The organism is Alteromonas sp. NFXS44 (assembly GCF_040148705.1).
GTDB lineage: Bacteria > Pseudomonadota > Gammaproteobacteria > Enterobacterales > Alteromonadaceae > Alteromonas.
Window position 1 is genome coordinate 815,981 of record NZ_JAGDEA010000012.1, and the last position, 23,695, is coordinate 839,675.

At 49.5% G+C, this 23,695-nt stretch carries 18 protein-coding genes; 6 read left to right on the top strand and 12 right to left on the bottom strand.

Annotated features, from left to right (window positions below; genetic code table 11):
• Positions 1-2: 2 nt before the first annotated feature.
• Genes J3369_RS20585 through J3369_RS20600 form a run of 4 tightly spaced genes read right to left on the bottom strand, consistent with a single transcriptional unit; the run spans position 3 to position 4,217 of the window.
• Positions 3-419 carry a group I truncated hemoglobin gene (locus J3369_RS20585; RefSeq protein WP_349590528.1) on the bottom strand — a complete coding sequence of 139 codons (417 nt, stop codon included), beginning with the start codon at positions 417-419 and terminating at the stop codon, positions 3-5.
• Positions 413-1,249, bottom strand: a complete 837-nt coding sequence (locus J3369_RS20590; protein WP_303572351.1) for a DUF3034 family protein — start codon at positions 1,247-1,249, stop codon at positions 413-415. Before J3369_RS20590 ends, J3369_RS20585 begins: the two co-directional genes overlap by 7 nt.
• Positions 1,246-3,579, bottom strand: a complete 2,334-nt coding sequence (locus J3369_RS20595; RefSeq protein ID WP_349590530.1) for a putative bifunctional diguanylate cyclase/phosphodiesterase — start codon at positions 3,577-3,579, stop codon at positions 1,246-1,248. The genes J3369_RS20590 and J3369_RS20595 overlap by 4 nt, the downstream gene beginning before the upstream one ends.
• A complete protein-coding gene (locus tag J3369_RS20600) occupies positions 3,579-4,217 on the bottom strand; it encodes a methylamine utilization protein (RefSeq protein WP_349590532.1) in 639 nt (212 codons plus the stop codon). The genes J3369_RS20595 and J3369_RS20600 overlap by 1 nt, the downstream gene beginning before the upstream one ends.
• Positions 4,218-4,441: 224 nt before the next feature.
• On the opposite strand from J3369_RS20600, the gene J3369_RS20605 reads away from it, so the two are divergent.
• Entirely contained in the window at positions 4,442-5,590 is a 1,149-nt protein-coding gene (locus J3369_RS20605; protein WP_349591102.1) for a serine hydrolase domain-containing protein, read from the top strand.
• Positions 5,591-5,674: 84 nt separating this feature from the next.
• On the opposite strand, the gene speA is transcribed toward J3369_RS20605, so the two are convergent.
• Positions 5,675-7,591: a biosynthetic arginine decarboxylase gene (speA, locus tag J3369_RS20610; RefSeq protein ID WP_349590534.1), complete on the bottom strand. Its 1,917-nt coding sequence runs from the start codon at positions 7,589-7,591 to the stop codon at positions 5,675-5,677.
• A gap of 342 nt (positions 7,592-7,933) precedes the next feature.
• Here speA and glpK point away from each other — a divergent pair, with 342 nt between their 5' ends.
• The 3 genes from glpK (at position 7,934) to J3369_RS20625 (ending at position 13,931) form a co-directional block, all read left to right on the top strand.
• On the top strand, positions 7,934-9,460 hold the full coding sequence (gene glpK / locus J3369_RS20615; protein ID WP_349590536.1) for a glycerol kinase GlpK: 1,527 nt from the start codon (positions 7,934-7,936) through the stop codon (positions 9,458-9,460).
• A gap of 108 nt (positions 9,461-9,568) precedes the next feature.
• Positions 9,569-11,167, top strand: a complete 1,599-nt coding sequence (locus J3369_RS20620; protein ID WP_349590538.1) for a M28 family metallopeptidase — start codon at positions 9,569-9,571, stop codon at positions 11,165-11,167.
• Between the two features lie 364 nt (positions 11,168-11,531).
• Entirely contained in the window at positions 11,532-13,931 is a 2,400-nt protein-coding gene (locus tag J3369_RS20625) for a TonB-dependent receptor domain-containing protein (RefSeq protein ID WP_349590540.1), read from the top strand.
• Between the two features lie 62 nt (positions 13,932-13,993).
• On the opposite strand, the gene J3369_RS20630 is transcribed toward J3369_RS20625, so the two are convergent.
• From J3369_RS20630 to ppiC, 7 genes are all read right to left on the bottom strand, one after another.
• On the bottom strand, positions 13,994-14,626 hold the full coding sequence (locus tag J3369_RS20630) for a nitroreductase family protein (protein WP_161599193.1): 633 nt from the start codon (positions 14,624-14,626) through the stop codon (positions 13,994-13,996).
• A gap of 168 nt (positions 14,627-14,794) precedes the next feature.
• Positions 14,795-15,859, bottom strand: coding sequence for an FAD-dependent oxidoreductase (locus tag J3369_RS20635; RefSeq protein ID WP_349590543.1), 1,065 nt, complete (start codon positions 15,857-15,859; stop codon positions 14,795-14,797).
• Positions 15,860-16,211: 352 nt separating this feature from the next.
• On the bottom strand, positions 16,212-16,898 hold the full coding sequence (locus J3369_RS20640; protein WP_349590545.1) for a hypothetical protein: 687 nt from the start codon (positions 16,896-16,898) through the stop codon (positions 16,212-16,214).
• A gap of 395 nt (positions 16,899-17,293) precedes the next feature.
• Positions 17,294-18,682, bottom strand: coding sequence for an NAD(P)(+) transhydrogenase (Re/Si-specific) subunit beta (locus J3369_RS20645; RefSeq protein ID WP_349590548.1), 1,389 nt, complete (start codon positions 18,680-18,682; stop codon positions 17,294-17,296).
• Between the two features lie 12 nt (positions 18,683-18,694).
• Positions 18,695-18,979 (bottom strand): NAD(P) transhydrogenase subunit alpha part 2, encoded by a 285-nt coding sequence (locus tag J3369_RS20650; protein WP_303572364.1) that lies wholly within the window; start codon positions 18,977-18,979, stop codon positions 18,695-18,697.
• 2 nt (positions 18,980-18,981) lie between these two features.
• A complete protein-coding gene (locus J3369_RS20655; protein WP_349590550.1) occupies positions 18,982-20,133 on the bottom strand; it encodes an NAD(P) transhydrogenase subunit alpha in 1,152 nt (383 codons plus the stop codon).
• Between the two features lie 579 nt (positions 20,134-20,712).
• Positions 20,713-20,991: a peptidylprolyl isomerase PpiC gene (ppiC, locus tag J3369_RS20660; protein ID WP_349590552.1), complete on the bottom strand. Its 279-nt coding sequence runs from the start codon at positions 20,989-20,991 to the stop codon at positions 20,713-20,715.
• Positions 20,992-21,154: 163 nt separating this feature from the next.
• Between ppiC and J3369_RS20665 the strand changes: the two genes are divergently transcribed.
• Both J3369_RS20665 and J3369_RS20670 read left to right on the top strand, forming a co-directional pair.
• Positions 21,155-21,979: a phosphate/phosphite/phosphonate ABC transporter substrate-binding protein gene (locus tag J3369_RS20665; protein WP_349590554.1), complete on the top strand. Its 825-nt coding sequence runs from the start codon at positions 21,155-21,157 to the stop codon at positions 21,977-21,979.
• 5 nt (positions 21,980-21,984) lie between these two features.
• Positions 21,985-23,631 carry a sensor histidine kinase gene (locus J3369_RS20670; RefSeq protein WP_349590556.1) on the top strand — a complete coding sequence of 549 codons (1,647 nt, stop codon included), beginning with the start codon at positions 21,985-21,987 and terminating at the stop codon, positions 23,629-23,631.
• The last annotated feature ends 64 nt before the right edge of the window (positions 23,632-23,695 follow it).

The window sequence follows — 23,695 nt, forward strand, 5'->3', positions numbered from 1 at the left end:
ACTCAGCGATACAGCATCTGACCACGCATCTTTGCCAGTTCAGCCAGCAGACGGTTTTGCAGGGGGTGAGGGACGCCGGATTTGTCCATGGCGTTAATCAGCAAATCGACGGTGTGATTGAAATGGGTTTCGGTAATGTTCATACCGGCATGAACCTGCTCCATGGTGTCACCGGTGTAACTGCAACCACCGCCGCTGACCATACAAATCTGCTCCTCCAGTTTGGCGCGGAAGCGGTCAATATCACTGCCTTCAAAATAAGGAAGGATAACGGGGTCATACTCAATCTCTGTCACGAAGTTATTTACAATCTCCTCAACTTTCTGTTTTCCGCCAAGCTCTGAATACAGTGTCTGATTGTGACTGGCGCACCCGTTTAAAAGCAGCAGGGTAAAAATACCGGTTAGCAACTTCACCATAACTGGCCTCCGAGAGATAAGTAAATGCCATTCTGATCCGGTGCGCCGGCGATACTGCCAAGTTCAGCCCACGCCAGGGTGACATTGAAAGATTTAGAAGGAATATAGGTAACGAATACGTCCCACCAGTCTTCTTCTCCCAATCCCAGGTTATCCGGTTTCTGCCGGTATTCGGCCCCCACAGCAACATGGCGGTTAAGCAGAACCCCAACCGAACCTTCCATCATCACTTCATAGTCGTCATCCGCTGTGTGACCGAAGCCCAGCAACCCCATCTGGTTCGCATTTGTCATTCTGGCGGTGAGATTCCACACCAGGTTATAACCTGCCACAGCGCCGAGGTGCACTTTCGTTGCCGACACATAGAAGTCGGTACCACTGTTGTCAGCACTGCCGAGGGCGTAGGCAATAGCATCATCCTGCAATTCTTTGAACTGCACACCGGCACTGATTTGCGGTAAATCAGAATACACCACGTCTCCCCACAGCCTGACTTTTGCACCGTAGATATTCTGCGAAATATCTCCGCCGATGGTGGTCAGGTCGAAGGTTTGTCTGGCAACAGATAACTCAACGCGGTCATACAGTGACACACTGGCGCCGGCAACCTGTAAACGGTAATCGTCCAGATTCACGCGGGTGAGAAAGGCATTGACTGACACTTCGCTGTCGGTGTCGTAGCCGGACAAGGTGGCCCAGGGCACAATACCGCCCCCGCCGCTGCCTTCAACCTGATTCAGACCGGCAGTACCGGTGAGTTTGCCGGAACCGGCCAGCGCCGGCAGTGACACACTCAATAACAAAACACAAACCCGTTGCAGCAATGTCATGTTGTCTCCGTTCGTTGTATACCGTAGTGCGTGGAACCCAGCCATTCGTACATGGCGGGTACAGTCAGTGGCCGGCTGATGAAGTAGCCCTGTGCAATGTCACAGCCACCGTCTTTTAAAATTTGCAGTGAACGTTCATCCTCTACCCCTTCTGCCACCACACAAAGATGAAACACCGCTGCCAGATTCAGCACGGTACGCACAATTTGCTGATCGCTGTCGTCGCTGGCCAATTTGAGCACGAAGCTCTTATCAATTTTGATGGTCTGCACCGGTAAGGTTTTTAAATAAGCCAGTGACGAATATCCGGTGCCGAAATCATCAATAGCAAAATGAAAGCCCATGGCTTTAAGTGTATTCAGATTCCTGATTGCCAGCGCCGCATCTTCCACTAAATCACTTTCCGTAATTTCCAGTTCCACATCAGAAGGAGTAAGCCCTTTAGCGGCAATCTTTTCAGCCAGACTCTGCATCAACTCAGGGCGCTGAATATCCTGAGTGGATAAATTAATCGCCACAGAAAAAACATAGCCCTGCTGCCGGAATCCCGCAAGGTCGTCTAAAGTGCGGTCCAGTACCCAGGTGGTCACCTGCTCAATCAGACCGGCCTGTTCGGCGATGCCGATAAATTCATCCGGGGGCACAAATCCCAAACTTGCACTGTTCCAGCGGATGAGTGCTTCCACGCTGCACACCCGGTTCGTTTGTAAATGGACTTTGGGTTGATAAACCATGGACAGCTCTGTCTGGTCGCCGGTAAGCACCTTTTTCAGTTCGGTGATGATAGTGAGCCGGCGCAGATACTTGGTTTGCATTTCCTCTTTAAATGCAATGAGCCAGTGATCATGTTGCTTGCTTTCATCCGACAGGATATTAATTTTCCTGAAGACCTCTTCGGTGGTATCTCCGTCTGACGGGCAACTTAAATGAGCAAAGAAGACTTTCATGGGGATCACCAGACCGTCGAACTCCACCGGCGCTTCCAGTTGCTGACGAAAGGCATCGATAGCAGTTTCATCCAGCGGCACATCGGGGACAAAGAGAAAATCACCGCCAGCGAGTCTGGCCGCCATGCCGGGCCATGACAGGGTTCTCTGCGCCATGGTTTTTATGCAGAAGTCTCCGGTGGTATAACCATACAAATCGTTGATGGTACGGATCCCCATAATATTGATACCAAGGATTTGCAGCGTTTCGCCGGCATCCAGGCGCAGATTGAGCTTTTCTTCAACAAAATGCCGGTTATAGAGCCCGGACAACATGTCGTGCTGAGCCTGAAACAGAATGTGATCTTCCCGTGAACGGATACGGGCTTGCATGGTGTTAAATGCACGGGCCAGTTCGCCGATTTCTGATACTCTGTCGTCCGACTTGACCGGCTCCTGATAATGGCCCTCTGCTATCTCATTGACAGCAGTCACCAGCTGGTTTACCGGCGTGCTGACCCGCTTGGCTAAAACCATCGAAATAGCCAGCGACAACACAATAATGCCCAGAGCAATAATAATCACCACCGTTTGCAGATCCAGCACACTCAGGTACTGCTCACTGACATCCAGCGCGATACGAATTTTGACCGGGATATGGTCAATTCCCGGCAATTCCAGTTCTCTGACTTCATACAGGCTTTCATCCTGCGCCATGATCCGGAACCAGTTAATTTCCCGGTCGCTGCGCACAATAAGCCTTGCCGCAAAATCATGGGGAAGGCTGCTGTTCAGCACACGGGCACTGTTGTCACCGGACGTAATGATCACTTCAGCCTGCACCACTTCACTTAACAGGGCGAGGAAATTGTCGTCAAGTGCAAACGCCGCCCCCAGATATCCGATAACTCTGGGTGCCGCCACCGGCGCTACCACGGCGTGGTACAAGGTGTCATTCATAAACACATAATCACGGGTTATTTCACCCGGATCTATATTGCGGTAGCGTTCGCCAAAGGAGCGGTCACCTGACACCAGAATATCGTCCGGAAAGGAAGTAATTGTTTCATCCTGAAGATTCAGCATCACCAGAAAATCAAAGTCCTGTCTGGCATCCATAGTCTGCAGGGCACTGTTGATGGTGGGCGGATCGTAACTGGCAAATGCGGCTCTGAATTCATAGGCCGTGGATAATGCTTTGGTCGATGCGTAAAGGGCTTTGGTGCGTTCCTCAACAATGTGCTGCAAAATGTTAGTGTCGATGGCGAGTTCTTTTTCCAGATTCTGCTGAACCAGGTCGTCAGTGGCATTCCAGACGGATAGCAGAATTAACCCTGCGGTCAGCACGGTGCTGCCAAGCAGAATGCGAAACAGGCTGTGCCGCAGAGACAACGATCTCATCATCAGTTTCCGAACTTCTTACTACCGAAAGTGCGTGACTTTTTCACAGGCTCAGTTGGGATGGCAGCTTTAAGTGTCAGGGTAACAGTTTCACTTCCGGCAGACTCATCCAGACCGACCGTTTCCTGCCGGCTTTGCACAATATCCAGTTCCGGGTGCCATAACGTGACGGACTGAGCGCCGTCAGGGATCACAACACTGCCATCGTTTCCAGTGATAAACACCCGGGCATTTTCATAAACATAGACGTACCCAATCATCTGGTCATGAATATTGCATCCCAGCGCGACGATACCGGGTTTATCAAACTCCACAGGATCCGCAGACAACCCGCTATACAGCTTAATTTCGAAAGGTTTCGCCTGTGAAAAGCTGTATACATGGTGGCGGATATTGTCGCTGTTTGGAAACGTAACAGACGTCCCGGCAGGTACGGCCAGCACGTGAGGCACGAACTGTTTGTCGACCTGATCCATGATCGCTGTGCCGGCTGAAGGAGTACTGTCAGAAGTCACACTGACTACGGCATTGACCACCGGCTTACCAGCCGGGTCGACGATGGTCAGGTTTTTCGCCTGCACATCGCAGGTAATCAACGGCAGGTAAGCGGCTAAGGTAAGCGCGAAGGTTTTCAACTGCATAAACACGGCACCGGGCATCAGGGCATGGATTATCTTTTAAACATAATCCATGGGGTCAAAGCGCGCAAACTGTGGCAGGGTATTTTGTCAAAGTTGATAAAATTTTTGCCCGTACGCATAATACTGCGCAAATAATAGCGCAGTTTCACGGAACGAAATTGTCATATAAAACGACGGAGTTTTACTTGTCTACAGGCCTGTCAAAATTGGTTATCCGCGCATGCATGGCATTGATGCTGGCGTGCTCATGTGTTGTCGCCGTGGCTGCAAATGAAGCCTGGCTGGACGACTACGCCCGCTATGTGAAGCGGGAAGCCATTAAATACAACGTGCCGGGCTATGCCTTTGTGTATTATCAGCAAGGAGAAACGCCCAAGGTATACGTGTTCGGCCGCACAAAGAAAAACGGTGAGATGATTGACGGCGATACGGTATTCCGGCTCGCATCAGTCTCCAAGTCTTTTACCGCCCTGCTCACTGCAAAGCTGGTACAGCAGGGAAAAATACGCTGGGACATGCCGGTAAGCGAACTGGTACCGGATATTCCGTTCACCGGTCAGGGTATGGATACGCTGCAACTGCAGCACATTGTCAGTCAGTCCAGCGGCTTTATGCCCAACGCCTATGATAATTTAATAGAGGCCGACTACTCACTGGAGCGGGTACTGCAACAGCTCGCCATTCTCGACCCGTTGTGTGCTCCGGGTGCCTGTTATACCTATCAGAACGCCATGTTCGGAGCGATTGCCTATTATCTCGGTATACAAAATACGTCTTATCACCGTCAGTTGGATGAACAGGTGTTTATTCCCCTTGGAATGAAAACGGCCAGTGCAGGCAAAGCTGCACTCATGGCATCAGAAAGCTGGGCCAGACCGCACATTGCCATTGCGCGCGATAAGTGGCGTGAGGGCATGGTTGAAAGCAATTACTACCGGTTCGCACCGGCAGCAGGTGTTAACGCCAGCATTAAAGACATGACCATCTATCTGCAGGCTATGCTGGGGGAATTCCCCACTGTTGTGCCGCCGGAACTGATTGAAGAAATTACCACGCCGGTGGTGAAAACCACCCGTGAAGTTTACCGTCGCGGCTGGCGGGAGCACCTTAACAGCGCATGGTACGGAAAAGGCTGGCGAATTTACGATTTTGACGGCAAACGCCTGAACTACCACAGTGGCTGGGTAAAAGGTTACCGCGCTGATGTGGCGTTCTCACCGGAATATAAAGCCGGCTATGTGATGCTGATGAACGCCGAGTCCAACATGATTAATTCCACCACAGCGGAATTCTGGGACCGGTACTTTGAACAGGCTGATGAGAAGAGAGCGCTCGCACAGACAGAAGAAACCAGGCCGGCAGCCGGCCAGTAAGCCGCAAAAAAAACAACACTCACAAAAAAGGCAATGTTCACCGGAACATTGCCTTTTCTTTATCTACTTAAAATGCCCCGCTGTTTACGAGCGGGTTTTCATGTACGTGTAACCACTTAAACAATTTTCGTAGAAGTCAGTCCATTTCACCGCTTCACGGGGGTTTAAGTTGCCGCTTGAAATCTGACGGTCAATCATACGTTTCACATCAGACGCCATGGCGCGGGGGTTGTACTGCATGATTTCCAGTACATCCTGCACCGACGATCCTTTCACCACTTCCTCAATGTAGAAGTCTTGCGGATCATCGTCGTAGCTGAAGATGTGTACTTCGTTCAGCCGGCCGAACAGATTGTGCATGTCACCCATTACGTCCTGGTACGCACCGGTTAAGAACAGACCAACGTAATAAGGCTCGTCTTTCTTCAGCTTGTGCATAGGCAGAATATCGGTAATTTCACGGCCTGCTGTGAACTGGTCAATCTTACCGTCACTGTCACAGGTAATATCCACCAGCGAACAGTTAACCTCCGGCTTTTCGTCCATGCGTGTTACCGGCACGACAGGCAACAGCTGGTCGATAGCCCACGTATCTGCCGCCGACTGGAATACCGAGAAGTTAGCCAGATACTGGGAAGACAAGCTGTAATCCAGCCCCTGAATTTCCTCCGGCACGTACTCCGCATTAGAATAGTAAGCTTTCAGACGAGTCATAATGCGCCAGTATAGGGTTTCAATTTTACCCAGTTCGTCCAGAGTCAGTACGCGCAGTTTAAACGCATCCATTGCCTGCTCTTTCCACTGGGAAGCATCGTTAAACACTTCCTGCATGTTCTTTTGTTCATCGAAGGTTTCTGACAGCTCGCGGATATTGCTGACAAATACATGCTCACCTTCTACCGGAGTCACATCCACTTCTGCCATATCTGAACGGATTTCTCCCACAATCTCAGTGATCACGCAGCTGTGATGTGCAGTAATCGCCCGGCCACTTTCGCTCACCAGATAAGGATGCGGCACGCCTTCCAGATCGCACACTTCCTTCATGCCGTAAACAACATCTGCAACGTATTCCTGCATGTTGTAGTTACGGGATGATTCATTGGTTGAGGCACTGCCATCGTAGTCGATACCTAAGCCACCACCCACATCAACATAATCCAGCGGGAATCCTAATTTGTGCAGTTCAGCATAAATCCGTGCGCCTTCGGTCATGGCTTCTTTTACAGAACGGATGTCTGTTAACTGGCTGCCGATATGGAAATGCAGCAGCTTGAAGCAATGTTCCATACCTTCGTCCCGCAGGAAGCGGGCTGCTTTTAATATTTCAGCGATGGTCAGGCCGAATTTGGCTCTTTCACCACCGGAGCTTTCCCATTTGCCACGGCCTTTAACGGTCATTTTTGAGCGCATGCCGATTATCGGATCGATATTCAACTCTTTGGCCGTTTTAACCAGTAGAGTAAGCTCTGAATACTTCTCAATCACCACAACAATGCGGCGACCCAGCTTACGGCCAAGCAGAGCAAGTTTCATGAACTCTTCGTCTTTATAGCCATTCAGTACAGTCAGTGAATCTTCGTTAGTATTCAGTGCCAGTACGGTGATCAACTCAGCTTTTGAGCCGGCTTCCAGGCCGTAATTAAAAGGTTCGCCGGCATCAACGATTTCCTCTACCACTTCGCGCATCTGGTTTACTTTTACAGGATAAACGCCCTGGTATTCACCGTTATATTCAGCCTCGGCAATGGTATTACGGAAGATAGTGTTTAAATTCGCAACTTGCGAACGCAGCACATCGTGGAATCGCACAACCACAGGAAACTGCACGCCTTCTTCACGGATTTCGTCAATTACCGCTTTAAAATCAATTCGAATACTGGGATCAGAGGGGACAGGAGTAACATGCACGTTACCGTTGTCACCAATGGTAAAGTAACCGCCGCCCCAACGTGAGACGCCGTACAATTTTTCCGCTTCTTCGATGCTCCACTCAGCCAATTGTTTTCACCTTAAAAAATCAAACGCCCTGTCTCAGATACTGGACAAGGCGAGTTGTGGATTATTCGTCATATTTTGGAGCGCCATTATAATCGTCTTGTAAGTCAGTGCTATGAAAATCGTCATAATTTTATGTCACAAAAAACGAATATCTATTCACTGGCATTATGAGGCGATGCACGCTGGCTGCAGACCAAAAAACAAACTGCCGGTCTCTCACCATACCGACATTTATCTGAAGCGCAAATGTTAAGAAAAATCGCTTTCCCGTTCTCATCCGTAAGCTATTGTTATAGAAAAGGCTCAGCGTAAGCCTGTCAGACATAACAAGAGGAAAGTAGCATGAGTGCCCCTGCAGATAATCCGCAACGCCCCGCCATTTTAACCATTGATCAGGGCACCACATCCACCCGCACAATCGTGTTTGACGGGCAATTTTCACCGGTCTTCACGGCGCAAGAAGAATACCCTCAGCATTATCCGAAACCGGGCTGGGTCGAGCACAATCCGGAAGATATCTGGCAAACCACGCTGAATACTGTGAAAGAAGCACTGAATTTCAGTGATAAGGAAGGCTATCAGGTTGCCGGTATTGGCCTGGTGAATCAGCGGGAAACCACCGTGGTATGGGACAGACAGACCGGAAAAACGATATATCCGGCCATTGTATGGCAGGACCGGCGCACAGCATCCCAATGCAATAAAATGAAAGAAAAAGAAGAATGGCTGCATCAGCGCACTGGCCTTCGCTGTGACCCTTATTTTTCTGCCACCAAAATCCGCTGGATTCTGGATAACGTGGAGGGTGCACAGCAAAAAGCAGATAAGGGCGAACTGGCTTTTGGCACCATAGACAGCTTCCTTATCTGGCGTTTAACCGGCGGAAAACACCACCTTACCGATACTACCAACGCCAGTCGGACAAACCTTTTTAATATCAATACTCTTACCTGGGATGACGAATTACTGGATTTATTCGGTGTGCCCGTTTCTATGCTTCCCGAAATAAAAGATTGCGCCGGTGATTTTGGCTGTCTTGATGAAAGCGAGTTCGGGTGTGCAATGCCGGTTTACGGCGTGGCAGGCGATCAGCAGGCAGCGTTGATTGGCCAGGGATGTTTTCAGGCCGGTGAAGCAAAAACAACCTTCGGTACCGGATGTTTCGCGCTGGTGAATTCCGGCGACTCACCGGTATTTTCCGGCCAGAATTTACTGACTACCGTGGCCTATACCATTAACGGTAAAGCCTGTTATGCCATGGAAGGGTCAATTTTTGTGGCTGGCGCTGCGGTGCAATGGCTTCGGGACAGTCTCTGTATTCTTAAGCATGCGGCAGACTCAGAAGCACTTGCCAGTCAGGTAGAAGATGACCATCAGGTTGTGGTGGTACCGGCGTTTACCGGCCTGGGCGCACCTTACTGGGAGCCGATGGCGCGGGGCGCGATTTACGGTTTAACCCGTGGTTCCACCGATGCTCATATTGTTCGCGCTACGCTGGAATCCGTGGCTTACCAGACACAGGATCTGGTTGACGCGATACACAGTGACGGCATATGCACAACGGCAATAAACGTGGATGGTGGCATGGTACAAAACAACTGGTTCTGTCAGTTTCTTGCCGACACGCTGGACATTCCGGTGAACCGGCCCGAAATCATGGAGACCACCGCGCTGGGAGCCGCATTTCTGGCCGCCCTGCAAGCCGGATGGCAATCAGATTTACATGCATTTGCAGGTATGAACCCCTGCGATTCTGCATTTACGCCTGCGGTAAACAATGCCTTAAGAGTAAAACGTAAAGCCCGCTGGCAGGCAGCGGTGAAAGCCACGCTGATGATGGCAGAAGAAGAGAGTCTGCTAACGGAATAAATAAGCATTAGTCTATACCATTGCTCCGTTAGCCTGTTCCTGCTTGTACAAAACAGGGGATTTGCGTAGTGTTGGTCTCCTCTTATAAAGACAATATTTCCGGGAATCATGTTAAAACAGCTTTTTTTCGGCAGTGCACTTCTCACTGCCACCGGCGCTTTTGCCGCCACACCGGTTTCACCTGTGGGTGAAGCGGTGAATCTGAATAAATATCGTGAAGATGTAAAAATTCTGGCCAGCGATGCCTTTAAAGGACGCGCACCGCTTTCTGCCGGTGAGCAAAAAACCATCGACTATCTGGTCACACAGTTTAAGAATATCGGGCTGGCTCCGGCATTCGGCGACAGTTATATTCAGAAGGTTCCGCTGGCGAAAATCAGTGCTGACCAGGATATGACACTGACCATCGGCGATCAGTCTTTCGAAAACGGGGCTGAGTTTGTGGCCCGTACCGAGCGCATATCTGCTGATATCACGCTGAATGACGACGTTGTGTTTGTGGGATACGGTGTTAACGCGCCGGAATACCACTGGAATGACTACGCAGACGTTGATGTAAAAGGCAAAACCGTCATTGTGCTGGTTAATGACCCCGGTTTCGCTTCACAACGCAAAGACTTCTTTAACGGTAATGCCATGACCTACTATGGCCGCTGGACTTACAAATACGAAGAAGCTGCCCGTCAGGGTGCTGAAGCCGTATTTATTGTGCATGAAACCATGCCGGCGGGTTATGGCTGGGGAGTTGTGCAGGCTGGCGGCACCACCACCAAATACTCGTTAATTGATGACAACAATAATCAGTCAAAAGTGGGTGTGATGGGCTGGATGCATCTGCGCGCTGCACAAAAAGTATTTGAAGCAGCGGGACTTAACTACCGGGAAATGAAAGCAAAAGCTTCAGCACCGGGTTTCAAAGCCGTAGATTTAAACGCTAAAGCCACGCTTAAACTGCACAGCACATTCGAAATGGCGGAGTCGCAGAATGTTGCCGGTATTCTGCCCGGACACACTGCACCGGATGAGTGGGTTGCTCTGCACGCACACTGGGATGGTTTAGGAAAAGGCACTGAAAATGGCAAGGAAGTGATCTTAAACGGTGCCGTAGACAATGCTTCAGGTATTGCCGGTGTACTAAGTCTGGCCCGCGTAATGAAAGGAATGAGCGAGAAACGTCCTAATGCCAGAACCATGATGTTCGGCGCGTTTACTGCCGAAGAAACCGGCCTGATTGGGGCTGAGCACTTTTCACTGAATCCGCCGGTGCCTGCTGAAAATATAGTGGCCTTTCTGAACATTGACGGCATGAACGTGAATAAAGCCACCGACTATATTCTTCAGTACGGCGAAGGATTGTCTGAACTGGAAGATTATGTGGCGAAAGTAGCCAAATCGCAGGGCCGTTTCGTGAAACCGGATCCCCGTCCGCAAAATGGTTTGTTCTTCCGTTCAGACCACTTCGCTGCAGCAAAACAGGGCATTCCGTCTTACCTGTTTATGAGTCTGGGAGACACTGACCCGTCGTTTATTGCACAGCGCTATCACAAAGCTGCTGACGACTACCTGCCGGAATGGGATTTAGGTGGCGTAGAGCAGGATTTGGATTTGATTGGTCAAATCATGGCGCAACTGGCGAATAACGGCGACTGGCCGGAATGGACCGGTGAGTCCGACTTTAAAGCGGCCCGGGAAGCTTCTAAGCAATAACCTGGCTTTATCACAGGCGCTTACGGTGATACCTGAGCGCCTGTCTATCTTCCCTAATCCACGCTTAACTGCCTCCTGCCGGTAACCTTTGCCGGATAACATCTTTCATTGCAAAGAGTTCACATTCACTACCTTTCAATTCATTAGATTATTTTAATGAAATCCCCATTCAGCATGAGAGCAACGAAATTGCGCTTTTTTCATTCAAGACACAACATTGAAAGCAAAGAAACGCAAAGATACGTAAAAACACTAGACTAAAGGCGAATAATAATGTTTCGCATTTAGATATTCACTCTGATAGACTCCGTCCCGATTTTTATATTACGGATTATTTATTTACCGCCAATCGGGATATGACTCAATGAAACCTGGAACTGTGAAAACACGTTACACCATGCTCGCCTCTGCCATCATTGCCTCTTTTTTTCATACCGCTTCTTTCGCACAGGATGAAGCGCCGGCTACACCGGACGGCAGCGATATCGAACACATTGTTATTTCAGCGACCGGCTTCGAACAAAAACTGACAGAAGCACCGGCCAGTATTTCCGTTATTTCTCAGGAAGACCTACAGTCCCGTCAGTTCATTACGCTGTTGGATGCCGTACAATTTCAGGAAGGTATCGATATCGGAACTACCCGCGATAAAACCGGTCAGGGTACTGTCAGTATGCGTGGTCTTACCGGCGAATATACCCTGCTGTTGATTGACGGCGTTCGTATGAACAACCACGGTGATATCTACCCGAATAACTTCGGCGGTAACGCATTCGGACACGTACCACCAATGGAAGCGATTGAGCGGATTGAGGTGATCCGTGGTCCGGCCTCTACTCTTTACGGCGCCGATGCACTGGGCGGCGTTATCAACGTCATCACCAAAAAAAGCTCTGAAGACTGGACCGGCTCTATCAACTTTGGCCGCAGCATTCAGACTGACGACCAGTTCGGTGACGACATCACCACTGACTTTTTTGCACAAGGCCCGCTGATCAAAGATTTGCTGACACTAGGTGTACGGGGCAGCATGTACGAGCGTCAGGCATCCAACCCTGAATTTGCACCTGATGTAGATCCTAACGGCGATATCCATATCCGTGAACTGGGCTTCGGCAGCGGCGGTAAAACCGTAGACAGCGACAGCAAACAGTTTGGTTTTACACTTTTCTTCACACCGTTTGAAAACCAGAGCTTCAAGTTTGATTACGACAACTCGAATCAAACCTACGACAACACACCGACTTACAACATCGATACCGGTGAAATTTCTTATCCTCTGGGTACCAAAGATAACATTGAGTCTATCTGGGCAGATCGTCGTGGTGTGGTTAATCCCCGCGCAGGTTACGCTGCGGATCAGGAGTTCAACCGTGAGTGGTGGTCGATTACGCACCAGGGCCAGTTTGACGGCTTCTCATCAATGGTAGCTTTGTCTCACGTAGATACGACAAACGATGGCCGTACGTTACCGTTGAGCGTAGCAGAACGTTTATTACTGCAGGAAATGTACGACGGTACAGGTGCTTACGAAGGCATGACGGAAGAAGAGCGTAAAGCACTGGCAGAAGACACTTTCCTGCCGCGTCCGGAGCGTCCGCTGGAAAGCAGCCAGTATACGCTTGATGTGCGCGTCGACATTCCTGTGACGGATGTTATGGGCGACCACAATATCGTGCTTGGTGGTCAGGTAATCGACGGGGAACTGCTGGACGGCGTATTCGGCCTGGAAGACAGCAATGCCGGTGGTGTTCAGGAACAAAAAATGTGGTCGTTGTTTGCCGAAGACAACTGGAGCCCGAATGATTATCTGACACTGACGGCCGGTGCCCGTTATGACGAGCATGACGTCTTTGGCAGTCAGGTTTCTCCGCGTATTTATGCGGTTTACACCTTCAATGATAACTGGACCGTTAAAGGTGGTGTAAGCACGGGTTATAAAACGCCAAATACCACTGACCTGTATGACGGTATCACCGGTTTCGGTGGCCAGGGTACCTCTCCGTTCGCAGGTAACCCTGACTTACAACCTGAAACCAGTGTAAACAGTGAAATTGCTGTTTACTGGAACAGCGATGCAGGCCATAACTTCAACCTGACTTACTTCAATACGCAGTTTGAAGACAAAATTGCCAGCGGTGATACGGTTTACAGCTGTGAAGTCACCGGCGGCGTGCGCCCCTGTGTTAACTTAGGTGATTACGACCAGCTGGGTTATCAGACTTACAGCCAGAAAATCAACATTGATAAAGTTGATTTGCAAGGTATTGAAATGGTCGGCCGCGTGCAGATCAGCCCGGAGTGGTTCGTTACCGCTAACTATACCTGGACGGACAGCGAACAGAAAAGTGGTCCTGAAGCCGGACAGCCTCTGACCAACACTGCAGAGCACATGGCGAACATTACCGTAAACTGGGATATGACCGAAGACTTCAGTGTTTATCTGCAGTCGCAAATCCGTTCAGACCGCTACCGTGGCTGGGACAGCACGCTGGATAAACCGCTGTACTACAAAAACTATCAGCTGATGACACTGGGTGCCCGCTACCGTATTACTGAATACGTGTCGGTTAATGCCCGTATCAACAACCTGCTGGACGAAGATTTCACGTCTTACACCACAGAATACAACGATTTGAATGGTGACGGCAGTTACGAGTATCTCACCGGTCGTGGTGTGGTAAGTGAAGTCGTATTCCTCGATGACTACAACATCAAAGACCGCGCGCGTAACTTGTGGGTAGGCGTTAACGTGAAGTTCTGATGTAAAACATCACTAACGTAAAACAAAATGGCCGGTATCCTGCGATACCGGCCATTCTTTTTTTAAACGGCTTCTAAACCGCGCAGCGTAAATTCATCTGCCGGCACCCTGACCTTCTCAGGCACCACAGCATCTTCAAGGCGGTAACCGGCCGCGCAAATGACACAGGCATTCAGCCCGCGCTCAGTGAGCCCCAGTGCCTTGTTAATTCCGGCAGGACTAAATCCTGTCATCGGGCAGGTGTCCACACCACGGAGTGCACCTTCAGCAATCAGCGAACCCAGTGCAATGAAAGCTTGCTGCTGCGCTACCTGTACCTTTTGCTCAGGTGTCTGACCCGCATAATAAGACTTAATGTAATCGGCATAGCCCGCCTGACTACCGGCTTCCGCGCTGGTCTGAGAATAAATGCGGTCAAAGTATGCATCCACCGTTTTGTCAGTAATCTCAGTTTCGTTGGCAAAAATAAACAAATGAGAACAGCTTGGCAGCTGAGTCTGACCAAAGGTGTGCGCCGCCAGTGCATTCAGCGTGTCTCTGTCGTCAATCACGATAAGACGGTAAGGTTGCAGGCCAAAAGCAGACACCGACAGACGGGCCGCTTCAGTCATACCGTTGATGTCTTCATCACTGACTTTTTGTGACGAGAATTGTTTTAACGAGAAGCGCTGGGAAAGTGCAGGAATTAAGCTCACAGGTGTGTCTCCGTAAAGTAGATGATGGGCTACTTTAACCGGTTAGCGACAAGATGAAATTAACATTAGTTAAAAACACAGAAATTTGTTTTGAATGGCAGCCGTGTTTATTTCGTTACACTTAACACCGGTTAATTTCATCATCTTAATGATACTAAAGCGTGCTGGTCACGCCGTTTTCATGGCGGCGATGAAATCTGCAAGGCGCGCCACTGCGCTCAGCGACTCTTCAGGATCGATATTGGCTGCCGGATTACCAAAGTCGTGATCACCACCCGCCTGCACCAGTAAGCCGTCGCGCCGCGGATAAACAGATACATGCTTATTGAAATACTGAATGCCGTACTTCACTTCCGGCTGCGGGATGAGCTTACAGGTTTGTCCCCGGACCGGCGTGATACTGTCATCACCTAACAGGGTCCTGGCACCGTAACCTGTGCAATTTACCAGTGTATTCTCATCGAAGTTGGCAAAGTCAGACGGGCTGGTCAGTTCCCGCGTCACAATTTCACCGCCATTTTGTATGAATTCGCCCATCAGTACCCGTGAATACTCGCTGATATTAAACATCAGTAACGGGTAACGGCGTACGTAAGGTACCGGGAACGGATTCATATGAGCCGGGATATCCCATGAGCGGGGCGTAATATCACCAATGAGATCCCGTTCAAAAGTGGGATACGCAGGCTCTCCTTTCGCCTCGTAGTGCCCCGTTTCTGAAAATGGCGTATCTGAAGCACGGAATATAGTCGTCCATTCCACCGGCGTACCTGTGAGCCCCAATAAGGTCTGGTACCGGCGAAAGGAAATTCTTGCCATCATTTCCCATTTTTGTGCAAACGAATCCGCATGAGCTAAATCAACAATGCGGGAGTCCGGCGACCAGATCCCCGTTGCAAATGACGAGCGCACATAGGGGGGACGTTCTTTGGCATAAATCTTAACCTTATAGCCCGCACGCTGACATTGGATCGCAGTGGTTAAGCCAATCGCACCACAGCCGATAACCGCAACTTCCTTGTTCATTGCTTCAGCGACCAGCGATTTCGCCAGTACAGCGGTCCCCCAGGACAGCGACCAGCCACTGCCGCCGTGCCCGTAGTTATGAACAATGGACTTTGCACCCGCCTTTTCAAGCTCGATTCTCGGTCCCTGAGCGCGGAATGGCCGGGTACACACATTCATAGTGACAATGCGGTCAGGACGGGCTTCAATGCGCTTAAGTGGTGACATTTGTAGCGGTAAGCCGGTGTGTAATTTACCTGATGAAGATTGGGAGGACGAAACACATGCGCCAAGCGCAACACTTGATGCTAAACCCGCAGATCCCTGTAGAAAACGTCTTCTTTGCATAGCTGCTCCAAATTAACGTGTCCCGGGGAAAGATTGATAATAAATTGAAATATATCTGAATTTCAGAGCATGCTGTTCTTTGCCAGCTTAAATGCCAGCATATCTCTTTGATTAAATAACATGCAATACTTTTGCCCTGAATTTCCGGTAAATGACGATAATCAGAGCATTAAACTGCGTCTCCACCAGACGCAATGACTGCGAACCTTAAGCTTATTGCCGGCAGTGGAAATCAAAACCGGTAACCGTTCAATACGATTTCCCGCGAAAATACACGCTCAATCAAGGCCTTCTGTTTGTCCGTATATATCTCCCGGTAATCCGGTTTGCTCTGCCGGACTATCCTGCCGGCGTTAGTAATCACGCCCCTTCTGAAAGGCACACCCAGAGCGGCAAACAGATCCGCCAGTTCATCTTCCAGGTTTTCATAATGAAACACCCTGTCGACCAGCACATTCCCGGAACGGTCACAGTAGCTGGGGTAGTTAAAACAATATTCTTCCCGTGACAAGTAATCTTCAAAATCGCCCGGCGGATTGCGGTAATGCCTGCAGGTATTGTAGTGCGAAACCGTTTTCTCCCAGGGATTTCTGTCTACACAGAACGTCGTGTATTCCCGCCAGATTTCCGGATTAACCCTGGCTTTAATCTCCGCTGCCGTAGAGTGATTCCGGAAAGGACGCTTCCCAAGCCAGTCCAGCACAGCCTGTACTTTGCCGGCGTACCCGGCAACTCCCAACTCAGACCGGATATCCCAGCGACGCTTATAATTCCGCGGCCGGTGGCCCGGTTCAGGCGGGAAAACCGGCGTAAACACATCGCGGCAATCACACAAAGAGGATAAATAAGTTTCAATACTTCTCCCCGCCGTCTTACGGGTTTTGATAAAGATAAAGCGGTACTTGTGAGAAATAATCATCTCGCCCCCTGCCAGTTCTGAACAATGTCACGGTATTATTCCATTGACCGCCATCCAGCACAGGAGTCTCAGGACTTACGCGTTTCTTACAATATTCACGGGAAGTTGATGGGAAAAGTGAGCGCGGGGATGGGTTTACAGCGTGTTCTGGTGGCTGCAAGACAAAGTGTGCACCGACAGCGGTTAAGTCTCTTCCGTTTCCAAACCGTCTGCCGCAGGGACGCGGCTGTCGAGCTCCTGGGGATGGGTTTAAGGCGTGTTTGTTAACAACCAAACGCGCAGGGCGAAGGGCTGCTTTCATTCGGAACCGTCTGCCGCAGGGATGCGGCAGCCGAGCCCACATGGATGTGTTTACGGCGTGTTCCGAAGGAAAGCAGCTCTTCGCACGAAAGCGTTTAGTCGTCGCCGAATTCGCGGATGATGGTGTTGATGGTGTCTTTGGCGTCACCCAGTACCATTCTTGTGTTGTCTTTGAAGAACAGCGGGTTGTCGACGCCGGCAAAGCCTGCGTTGGCTGAGCGCTTCAGTACAAACACAGTTTTTGCACGATAGGCTTCGATTACCGGCATGCCGTAAATCGGGCTGCCTTTCATCTCTTTCGCAGCAGGGTTTACTACGTCATTAGCACCAATAACAATCGCTACGTCGTAGTTTTCCATACGCGGATTCACATCATCCATCTCATACAGCTGATCGTAAGGCACATCCGCTTCTGCCAGCAGTACGTTCATGTGACCCGGCATCCGGCCCGCTACAGGGTGAATAGCGTACTCTACCGTGCAGCCGTTTTCTTCCAGCAAGGTTTGCAGTTCACGCACCGCGTGTTGCGCCTGAGCAACCGCCATACCATAGCCCGGAATTACCAGCACAGCCTGAGCCGCTTCCAGTACATAGAATGCATCCTGCGCTGCCATGATTTTCACTTCGCCTTCGATTTTTTCTGCCGCTTCCACAGGCTTTGAGAAGCCCGACAGCAGAACATTCATCAGCGAGCGGTTCATCGCCTTACACATGATGTTAGTGAGGATCAGACCCGATGCACCAACCAGCAGACCGGTAACAATCAGAATCGTGTTGCCCACCGCCAGACCAGCCGCAGATGCTGCCACACCCGAGTAACTGTTTAACAGTGCTATTACCACCGGCATGTCGGCACCACCAATTGAAATGGTCGCCAGTACACCGAAGCTGAGCGCCAGTGCGATAGTCACGTATAACCACATCAGATTTGTCGGATCGGTAACGAACAAATAACCTACCACCACAAAACCAATCAGATGAGCAATACTGAGTTCACGCAAACCGGTGAAAATAACCGCTTTGGCCCCCATACGGCCAGACAGCTTGCCCCAGGCAATCACCGAGCCGGAGAACGTAACACCACCGATCAGAATCGTGAGGATCACCGTAATCAGCACAAAGTGCGTGCCCCCCATGAAGCCAAACGTGGCCAGCTGGCTGATGGTCGCCCAGCCCAGCAACAGCGATGCCAGACCACCGAAGCCGTTAAATAACGACACCATTTCCGGCATTTGCGTCATTTCCACCGACTTTGCTTTCCAGGCTCCATAAGCGCCGCCAATCACAAAGCCCAGTAAAATCCAGTGGTAGGAAATGATTTGGTGATCAAGCAGTGTCACCACCACCGCCACCAGCATACCCACCGCAGACACCAGATTACCTTTTCTGGCAGTAGAAGGATGACTCAGTAATTTAAGTCCGGTAATAAACAGTCCGGCAGCCAGTACGTAAGCCAGATTGATAATCAATGCTACAGATTCCATCTTCCTGACCCCTTACTTCTTGTCTTTCTTTTTAAACATGCCAAGCATGCGGTCGGTTACCAGGTAACCCCCCACCACGTTAATGCTTGCCAGTGCCACCGCAGCGGTACCCAGTACAGTGGTAAGCACATCGTTATCAGCACCTGATGCCACCAGCGCGCCAACAAGGGTAACGCCTGAAATTGCGTTAGAGCCCGACATCAGTGGCGTGTGCAACGTAGCCGGTACTTTACGGATAAGCTCGAAGCCTAAAAATGCCGCCAGCAGCACAATAAAAATCAAATAGATATTTTCCATGATCAGGCTCCCTGATAAGCGTTTTTAAGCATGTCGTTGGTGATTTGCCCGTTGTGGGTGATCACGCAGCCTGCCAGGATCTCATCCTCAAGATTGAGGTTGAATTGCTTTGATTCATCATCAAAAAATTCATCCAGCAGGTTGTACACGTTATTGGCATACATGTCGGTGGCATCTTTCGCCACAGCCTGACTCCAGTTACCTGTACCGATTACAGTGACGCCGTTAACGGTGACCACTTTGCCGGCTTCAGAGCCTTCCACGTTACCACCGGACGTAGCAGCCATATCGACAACCACACTACCCGGACGCATCAGCGCAAGGGTATCTTTGCTGATCAACTGCGGCGGACGGCGTCCGAACAATTGTGCTGTGGTAATCACAATGTCAGAATCAGCAATAGCATCGCGCTGGGCATCCTGCTGCTTCTGCTTTTGTTCTTCAGTGAGCTCTTTGGCATAGCCGTCTTTCGTCTGGCCGGTTTCACCCAAATCAATTTTCAGGAACTTACCGCCCAGCGACTCAACCTGCTCGGCTACCACCGGGCGCGTGTCGTATGCCAGTACGTTGGCACCTAAGCGCTTTGCAGTTGCAATGGCCTGCAGACCGGCAACACCGGCACCGATAATGTAAACTTTCGCCGGCTTGATGGTGCCCGAAGGCGTCATCATCATTGGCAGAATCCCCGGCAGATGCGTAGCAGCCTGCATCACCATGACATAGCCAGCCAGACTCGCCTGCGAACTCAGCGCATCCATTTTCTGGGCGCGGGAAGAACGCGGGATCATTTCTACCGACAATGTGGTCAGTTTTTTCGCAGCCAGTGATTCCACTAATTCCTGCTGGAAAAAGGGGTCAATGTGTCCAATCACCAGGGCAGACGGTTTCAGTCGGGCGTACACCGCTTCGACAGGACGATTCACGCACAATAACGCATCCGTTTCCTCAAGCGCAGCGCCGGCATCTTCAACCACCATGGCACCAGCTTCAGTAAACTCTGTGTCCGCATAACCTGACAGAACACCAGCGCCCTGTTGCATGACCACGGTCATACCTCGCTTCACCATTCGCTTCACACTGGATGGCGAAACCGCACATCGCTTCTCTGTGTGACCTTGTTGTTCGAGTCCTTCATTTAATATCAGTACTTTCAATGTCTTCTCCTCAGGCACGGGATACTGAGACTCATGATCCGAACACATGCGTGCTCGCATTGTTAATTTATAATTTTTATTGTTAACCAAATCTAATATCTATTGCCACCGGTGGCAATATACATATTTATATCAAAAAGGAATATGCAAGGGGTTAGTTAGCGCTGAATGTTTAGCCAAACTTCCCTGTATATTTAGAAATTTTAAACACACTATCGAATGAAAAATTTGAGCTTAAAGAACGGAAAATTATTAAATACAATAAGTTATGCTATATAAAAATTTGACTATATCTAAGTCTATGATGTGAACAGACTATTTATGATCCTGCCAATAAGTGAAATGATTGACGAGATAATGCTCATTCACAGAATCAATAAAAGCATTCAATTGTGGAACTTTTAAACAGGGAAAATGACACGAAACAGATCAGAGGAGAATGAAAAACAACCAACTGTCAAACAAAATGCACACCTGTGGTTCAGCATTTTGCTCATGAATGGTGCGTCTGCACTTATTATGTGATAGTTGACTGAGGGAATGGATAGTCTTCCCTTTCGGGAAGACCCTGAATTGAAATCAGCTGCGGTACAAGGTTTTGATCAGGTGATAGCCGAACTTTGTTTTTACCGGTCCGTGCAATTTAAGCACTTCTTTTTTAAACACTACGTCATCAAATTGTTTCACCATCTGTCCGCGGCGAAATTCACCCAAATCTCCGCCCCGCTTTCCCGACGGACACGTTGAGTGTTTCTTTGCCAGTGCGGCAAAGTCTTTGCCTTTCTTCAGTTGTTCAAGAATGGAAAGGGCTTCTTTTTCAGTCTTAACCAGAATATGAAGAGCAGATGCGGTAGCCATAACAGATGTTCTTATAAAAAGTGATGCAGAGAATTATAACGAAAGCGGGGCGAAAAAGGCATTTCTGCACAAAATGCCCTATCTCATATTTTGTTATAGAATGACAGAAAGACGATGGTGATGACGGCACGAGTGGACGTCACGGGGCGGGAGAAGAGAAAATATGTCTGAATTGTTGGTCAGGCGGGTCGTTGCAATACTATTAATGCTCATATCACATTCCGCTGCTGCTGAGTCCTTTTCTGTGGGCATTGTTCCGCAGCACTCGCCGAAAAAGCTCGCTGAGGCGTGGCAACCTTTGCTCAGCTATATCGGGTCTGAGACCGGACACACTTTTCACTTTGAAACCGCGAAAGATATTCCGACATTTGAAAAAGCACTGTCAGAAGGCAAATACGACATTGCTTACATGAACCCTTATCACTTTGTCGTTTTTCACAAAAATCCCGGTTACCGCGCGCTGGTCCGCCAGAAAGATCAAACCATTCAGGGCATCATCGTTGTGCCGCGTGACAGTCCTTTTACACAATTGTCTGATCTTAATGGCACCAAAATCGCCTTTCCGGCCCCGGCCGCTTTTGCCGCCAGTATTATCCCCCGCGCAACCATGCAAAAAGAAGGCATTAACTTTACACCCGTTTATGTGCATTCCCACGATTCCGTCTATCTGAATGTAAAGAGGGGATTTTTTAAGGCCGGCGGCGGGATTTACCGGTCTCTGCAAGCCACAGATGACGACGTTAAAGAGAACCTGAAAGTGCTCTGGTCAAGCCAGGCCTATACGCCACATGCCATAGCGACGCATCCCCGGCTGTCAGAGGAAATTCGCGGACAACTACTGAATGTTCTCACAACCATGGCGCCTGGCGGAAAAGGCAGTGACGCATTAAACAGTCTCAAAATGAAAGGATTCTCGGAAGCATTTTCTGCGGACTGGGATGACATCCGTGCGCTGAACATAGACTTACTGCAGCAAGAGAACCCGTAGTTCCTATGCGAATATCATTAAAATTAAAAACAATACTGGGTGTGGCCTTAATAGAGGCAACATTGCTTGCACTGCTGCTGACAACAACCTTTAACCTGCTGACCAACCTGGTTAACGATGCGGTGGTCAAGCGCGCGAATACAACGGCTAACCTGTTTTATTCAACGACTAAAAACGCTTTTTTGTCATTCGATCTGGCCGGCATTGAGGCTGATGTCAACGAACTGCTTTCTGATTCAGATATTCATTACGTCAAAATAACTGATACCTCCGGCAGAGTCTTCGCATCAGGTGGCAACGAACAATCACTGAACTCAGACTTTCAAGCCGATACGTCTGTTAGCCTGGCCAGTGACGGGATTTACGATATCCGCCGCCCGATCATGGTTGATGATACCTTGTACGGTTATATTGATCTTGGAATTGATATTGCGGCGGTGAAAGCGTCACTGAGCGACATTCAGCAGTGGGCTTATACCATCGCAGTCATTGAAATGGTTCTTGTTGCGCTGTTTTCCTATTTTCTCGGAAGTTATCTGACAAAGCAGATCAATATTCTTCAACAGGGCGCCCGCAGGCTCATTCAGGCTTCAAAAGAAAACAAATATGAAGATATCAAGGTGAATGTGCGTACCAACGATGAGCTCGAAGAGTTAGCGACGGTATTCAATCATTTAATCTCGCATCTTGAAGAAGAGCATATCCGCAGAGCCGAAGCGGAAAATGCCATACATAACCTGAATCAGTCTCTGGAATACAGAGTCCGCGAACGCACCAATGAATTAAACAGAAAAAATGAAGAGCTGTCGCAGTCAAACAAATCGCTGAAAGAAACCCAGCAGCAATTACTTCAGGCAGAAAAGATGTCGTCAGTGGGCCAGCTTGCTGCCGGCGTCGCTCACGAAATCAATAACCCAGTAGGATTTGTCAGCAGTAATCTCGACACGCTGAAAGAGTATTTAGCCAGCTTTGAAATACTCTACAGAGATCTGATGGAAGTCACGCAAGCACAAACCAATGAGGTTGCGTTAGCAAAGATTGCGTCATTGAAAAATTCTCAGGCCTACCAGTCAATGGACTTTATTAGTAACGACGTTTCTCATCTCATCAAAGAATCTGAACACGGTTTACAGAGAGTGGAAGAAATTGTCAGCAGCCTTAAACAATTTTCCAGAATCGACACGGATCAGAAGCAACTTTTTGATTTGAATAACTGTGTGAAAACCACATTAGCGCTGGTGAACAACAAGCTCAAATATGCCTGCGATGTAGACATTAACTACGACGAATTGCCCCGCGTTATGATGAACGTTGGCAAAATTTCTCAGGTTATTACCAACCTGCTGATTAACGCCGCGCAGGCAATTGAAGAAACCGGACGGCGGGGTAAGCTGGAAGTGCGCACCAGAGCAAACAGTAACGGCACCGTAGAACTTATCGTCCGTGACAATGGCTGCGGGATTTCAGACGAAAACCTGCAGAAGATATTCAATCCTTTCTTCACCACCAAAGACGAAGATACGGGTACTGGCCTGGGCCTTTCCATTTCGTACGAAATAGCGAGAGAGCACGAAGGGATGCTCAGCGTTGAAAGTGAGCTCTATACCGGTACTGAATTTACGCTGACCTTACCAGTTTACGGCGCAGCATAAAGCAGGAGCGCTCCGGCAGGGTTCGCGGAATAACCGTGGCAACTTCCTCACTGCCGGGATGATC

What these genes read in the sequence shown, in the direction of transcription:
- glpK (WP_349590536.1), top strand. Translation starts at nt 7,934, where the DNA reads ATGAGTGCCCCTGCAGATAATCCGCAACGCCCCGCCATTTTAACCATT.
- ppiC (WP_349590552.1), bottom strand. Translation starts at nt 20,991, where the DNA reads ATGGCTACCGCATCTGCTCTTCATATTCTGGTTAAGACTGAAAAAGAA.
- J3369_RS20645 (WP_349590548.1), bottom strand. Translation starts at nt 18,682, where the DNA reads ATGGAATCTGTAGCATTGATTATCAATCTGGCTTACGTACTGGCTGCC.
- J3369_RS20620 (WP_349590538.1), top strand. Translation starts at nt 9,569, where the DNA reads ATGTTAAAACAGCTTTTTTTCGGCAGTGCACTTCTCACTGCCACCGGC.
- J3369_RS20600 (WP_349590532.1), bottom strand. Translation starts at nt 4,217, where the DNA reads ATGCAGTTGAAAACCTTCGCGCTTACCTTAGCCGCTTACCTGCCGTTG.
- J3369_RS20585 (WP_349590528.1), bottom strand. Translation starts at nt 419, where the DNA reads ATGGTGAAGTTGCTAACCGGTATTTTTACCCTGCTGCTTTTAAACGGG.
- J3369_RS20590 (WP_303572351.1), bottom strand. Translation starts at nt 1,249, where the DNA reads ATGACATTGCTGCAACGGGTTTGTGTTTTGTTATTGAGTGTGTCACTG.
- J3369_RS20650 (WP_303572364.1), bottom strand. Translation starts at nt 18,979, where the DNA reads ATGGAAAATATCTATTTGATTTTTATTGTGCTGCTGGCGGCATTTTTA.
- J3369_RS20625 (WP_349590540.1), top strand. Translation starts at nt 11,532, where the DNA reads ATGAAACCTGGAACTGTGAAAACACGTTACACCATGCTCGCCTCTGCC.
- J3369_RS20595 (WP_349590530.1), bottom strand. Translation starts at nt 3,579, where the DNA reads ATGATGAGATCGTTGTCTCTGCGGCACAGCCTGTTTCGCATTCTGCTT.
- J3369_RS20640 (WP_349590545.1), bottom strand. Translation starts at nt 16,898, where the DNA reads ATGATTATTTCTCACAAGTACCGCTTTATCTTTATCAAAACCCGTAAG.
- J3369_RS20605 (WP_349591102.1), top strand. Translation starts at nt 4,442, where the DNA reads ATGGCATTGATGCTGGCGTGCTCATGTGTTGTCGCCGTGGCTGCAAAT.
- J3369_RS20670 (WP_349590556.1), top strand. Translation starts at nt 21,985, where the DNA reads ATGCGAATATCATTAAAATTAAAAACAATACTGGGTGTGGCCTTAATA.
- J3369_RS20665 (WP_349590554.1), top strand. Translation starts at nt 21,155, where the DNA reads ATGTCTGAATTGTTGGTCAGGCGGGTCGTTGCAATACTATTAATGCTC.
- J3369_RS20635 (WP_349590543.1), bottom strand. Translation starts at nt 15,859, where the DNA reads ATGTCACCACTTAAGCGCATTGAAGCCCGTCCTGACCGCATTGTCACT.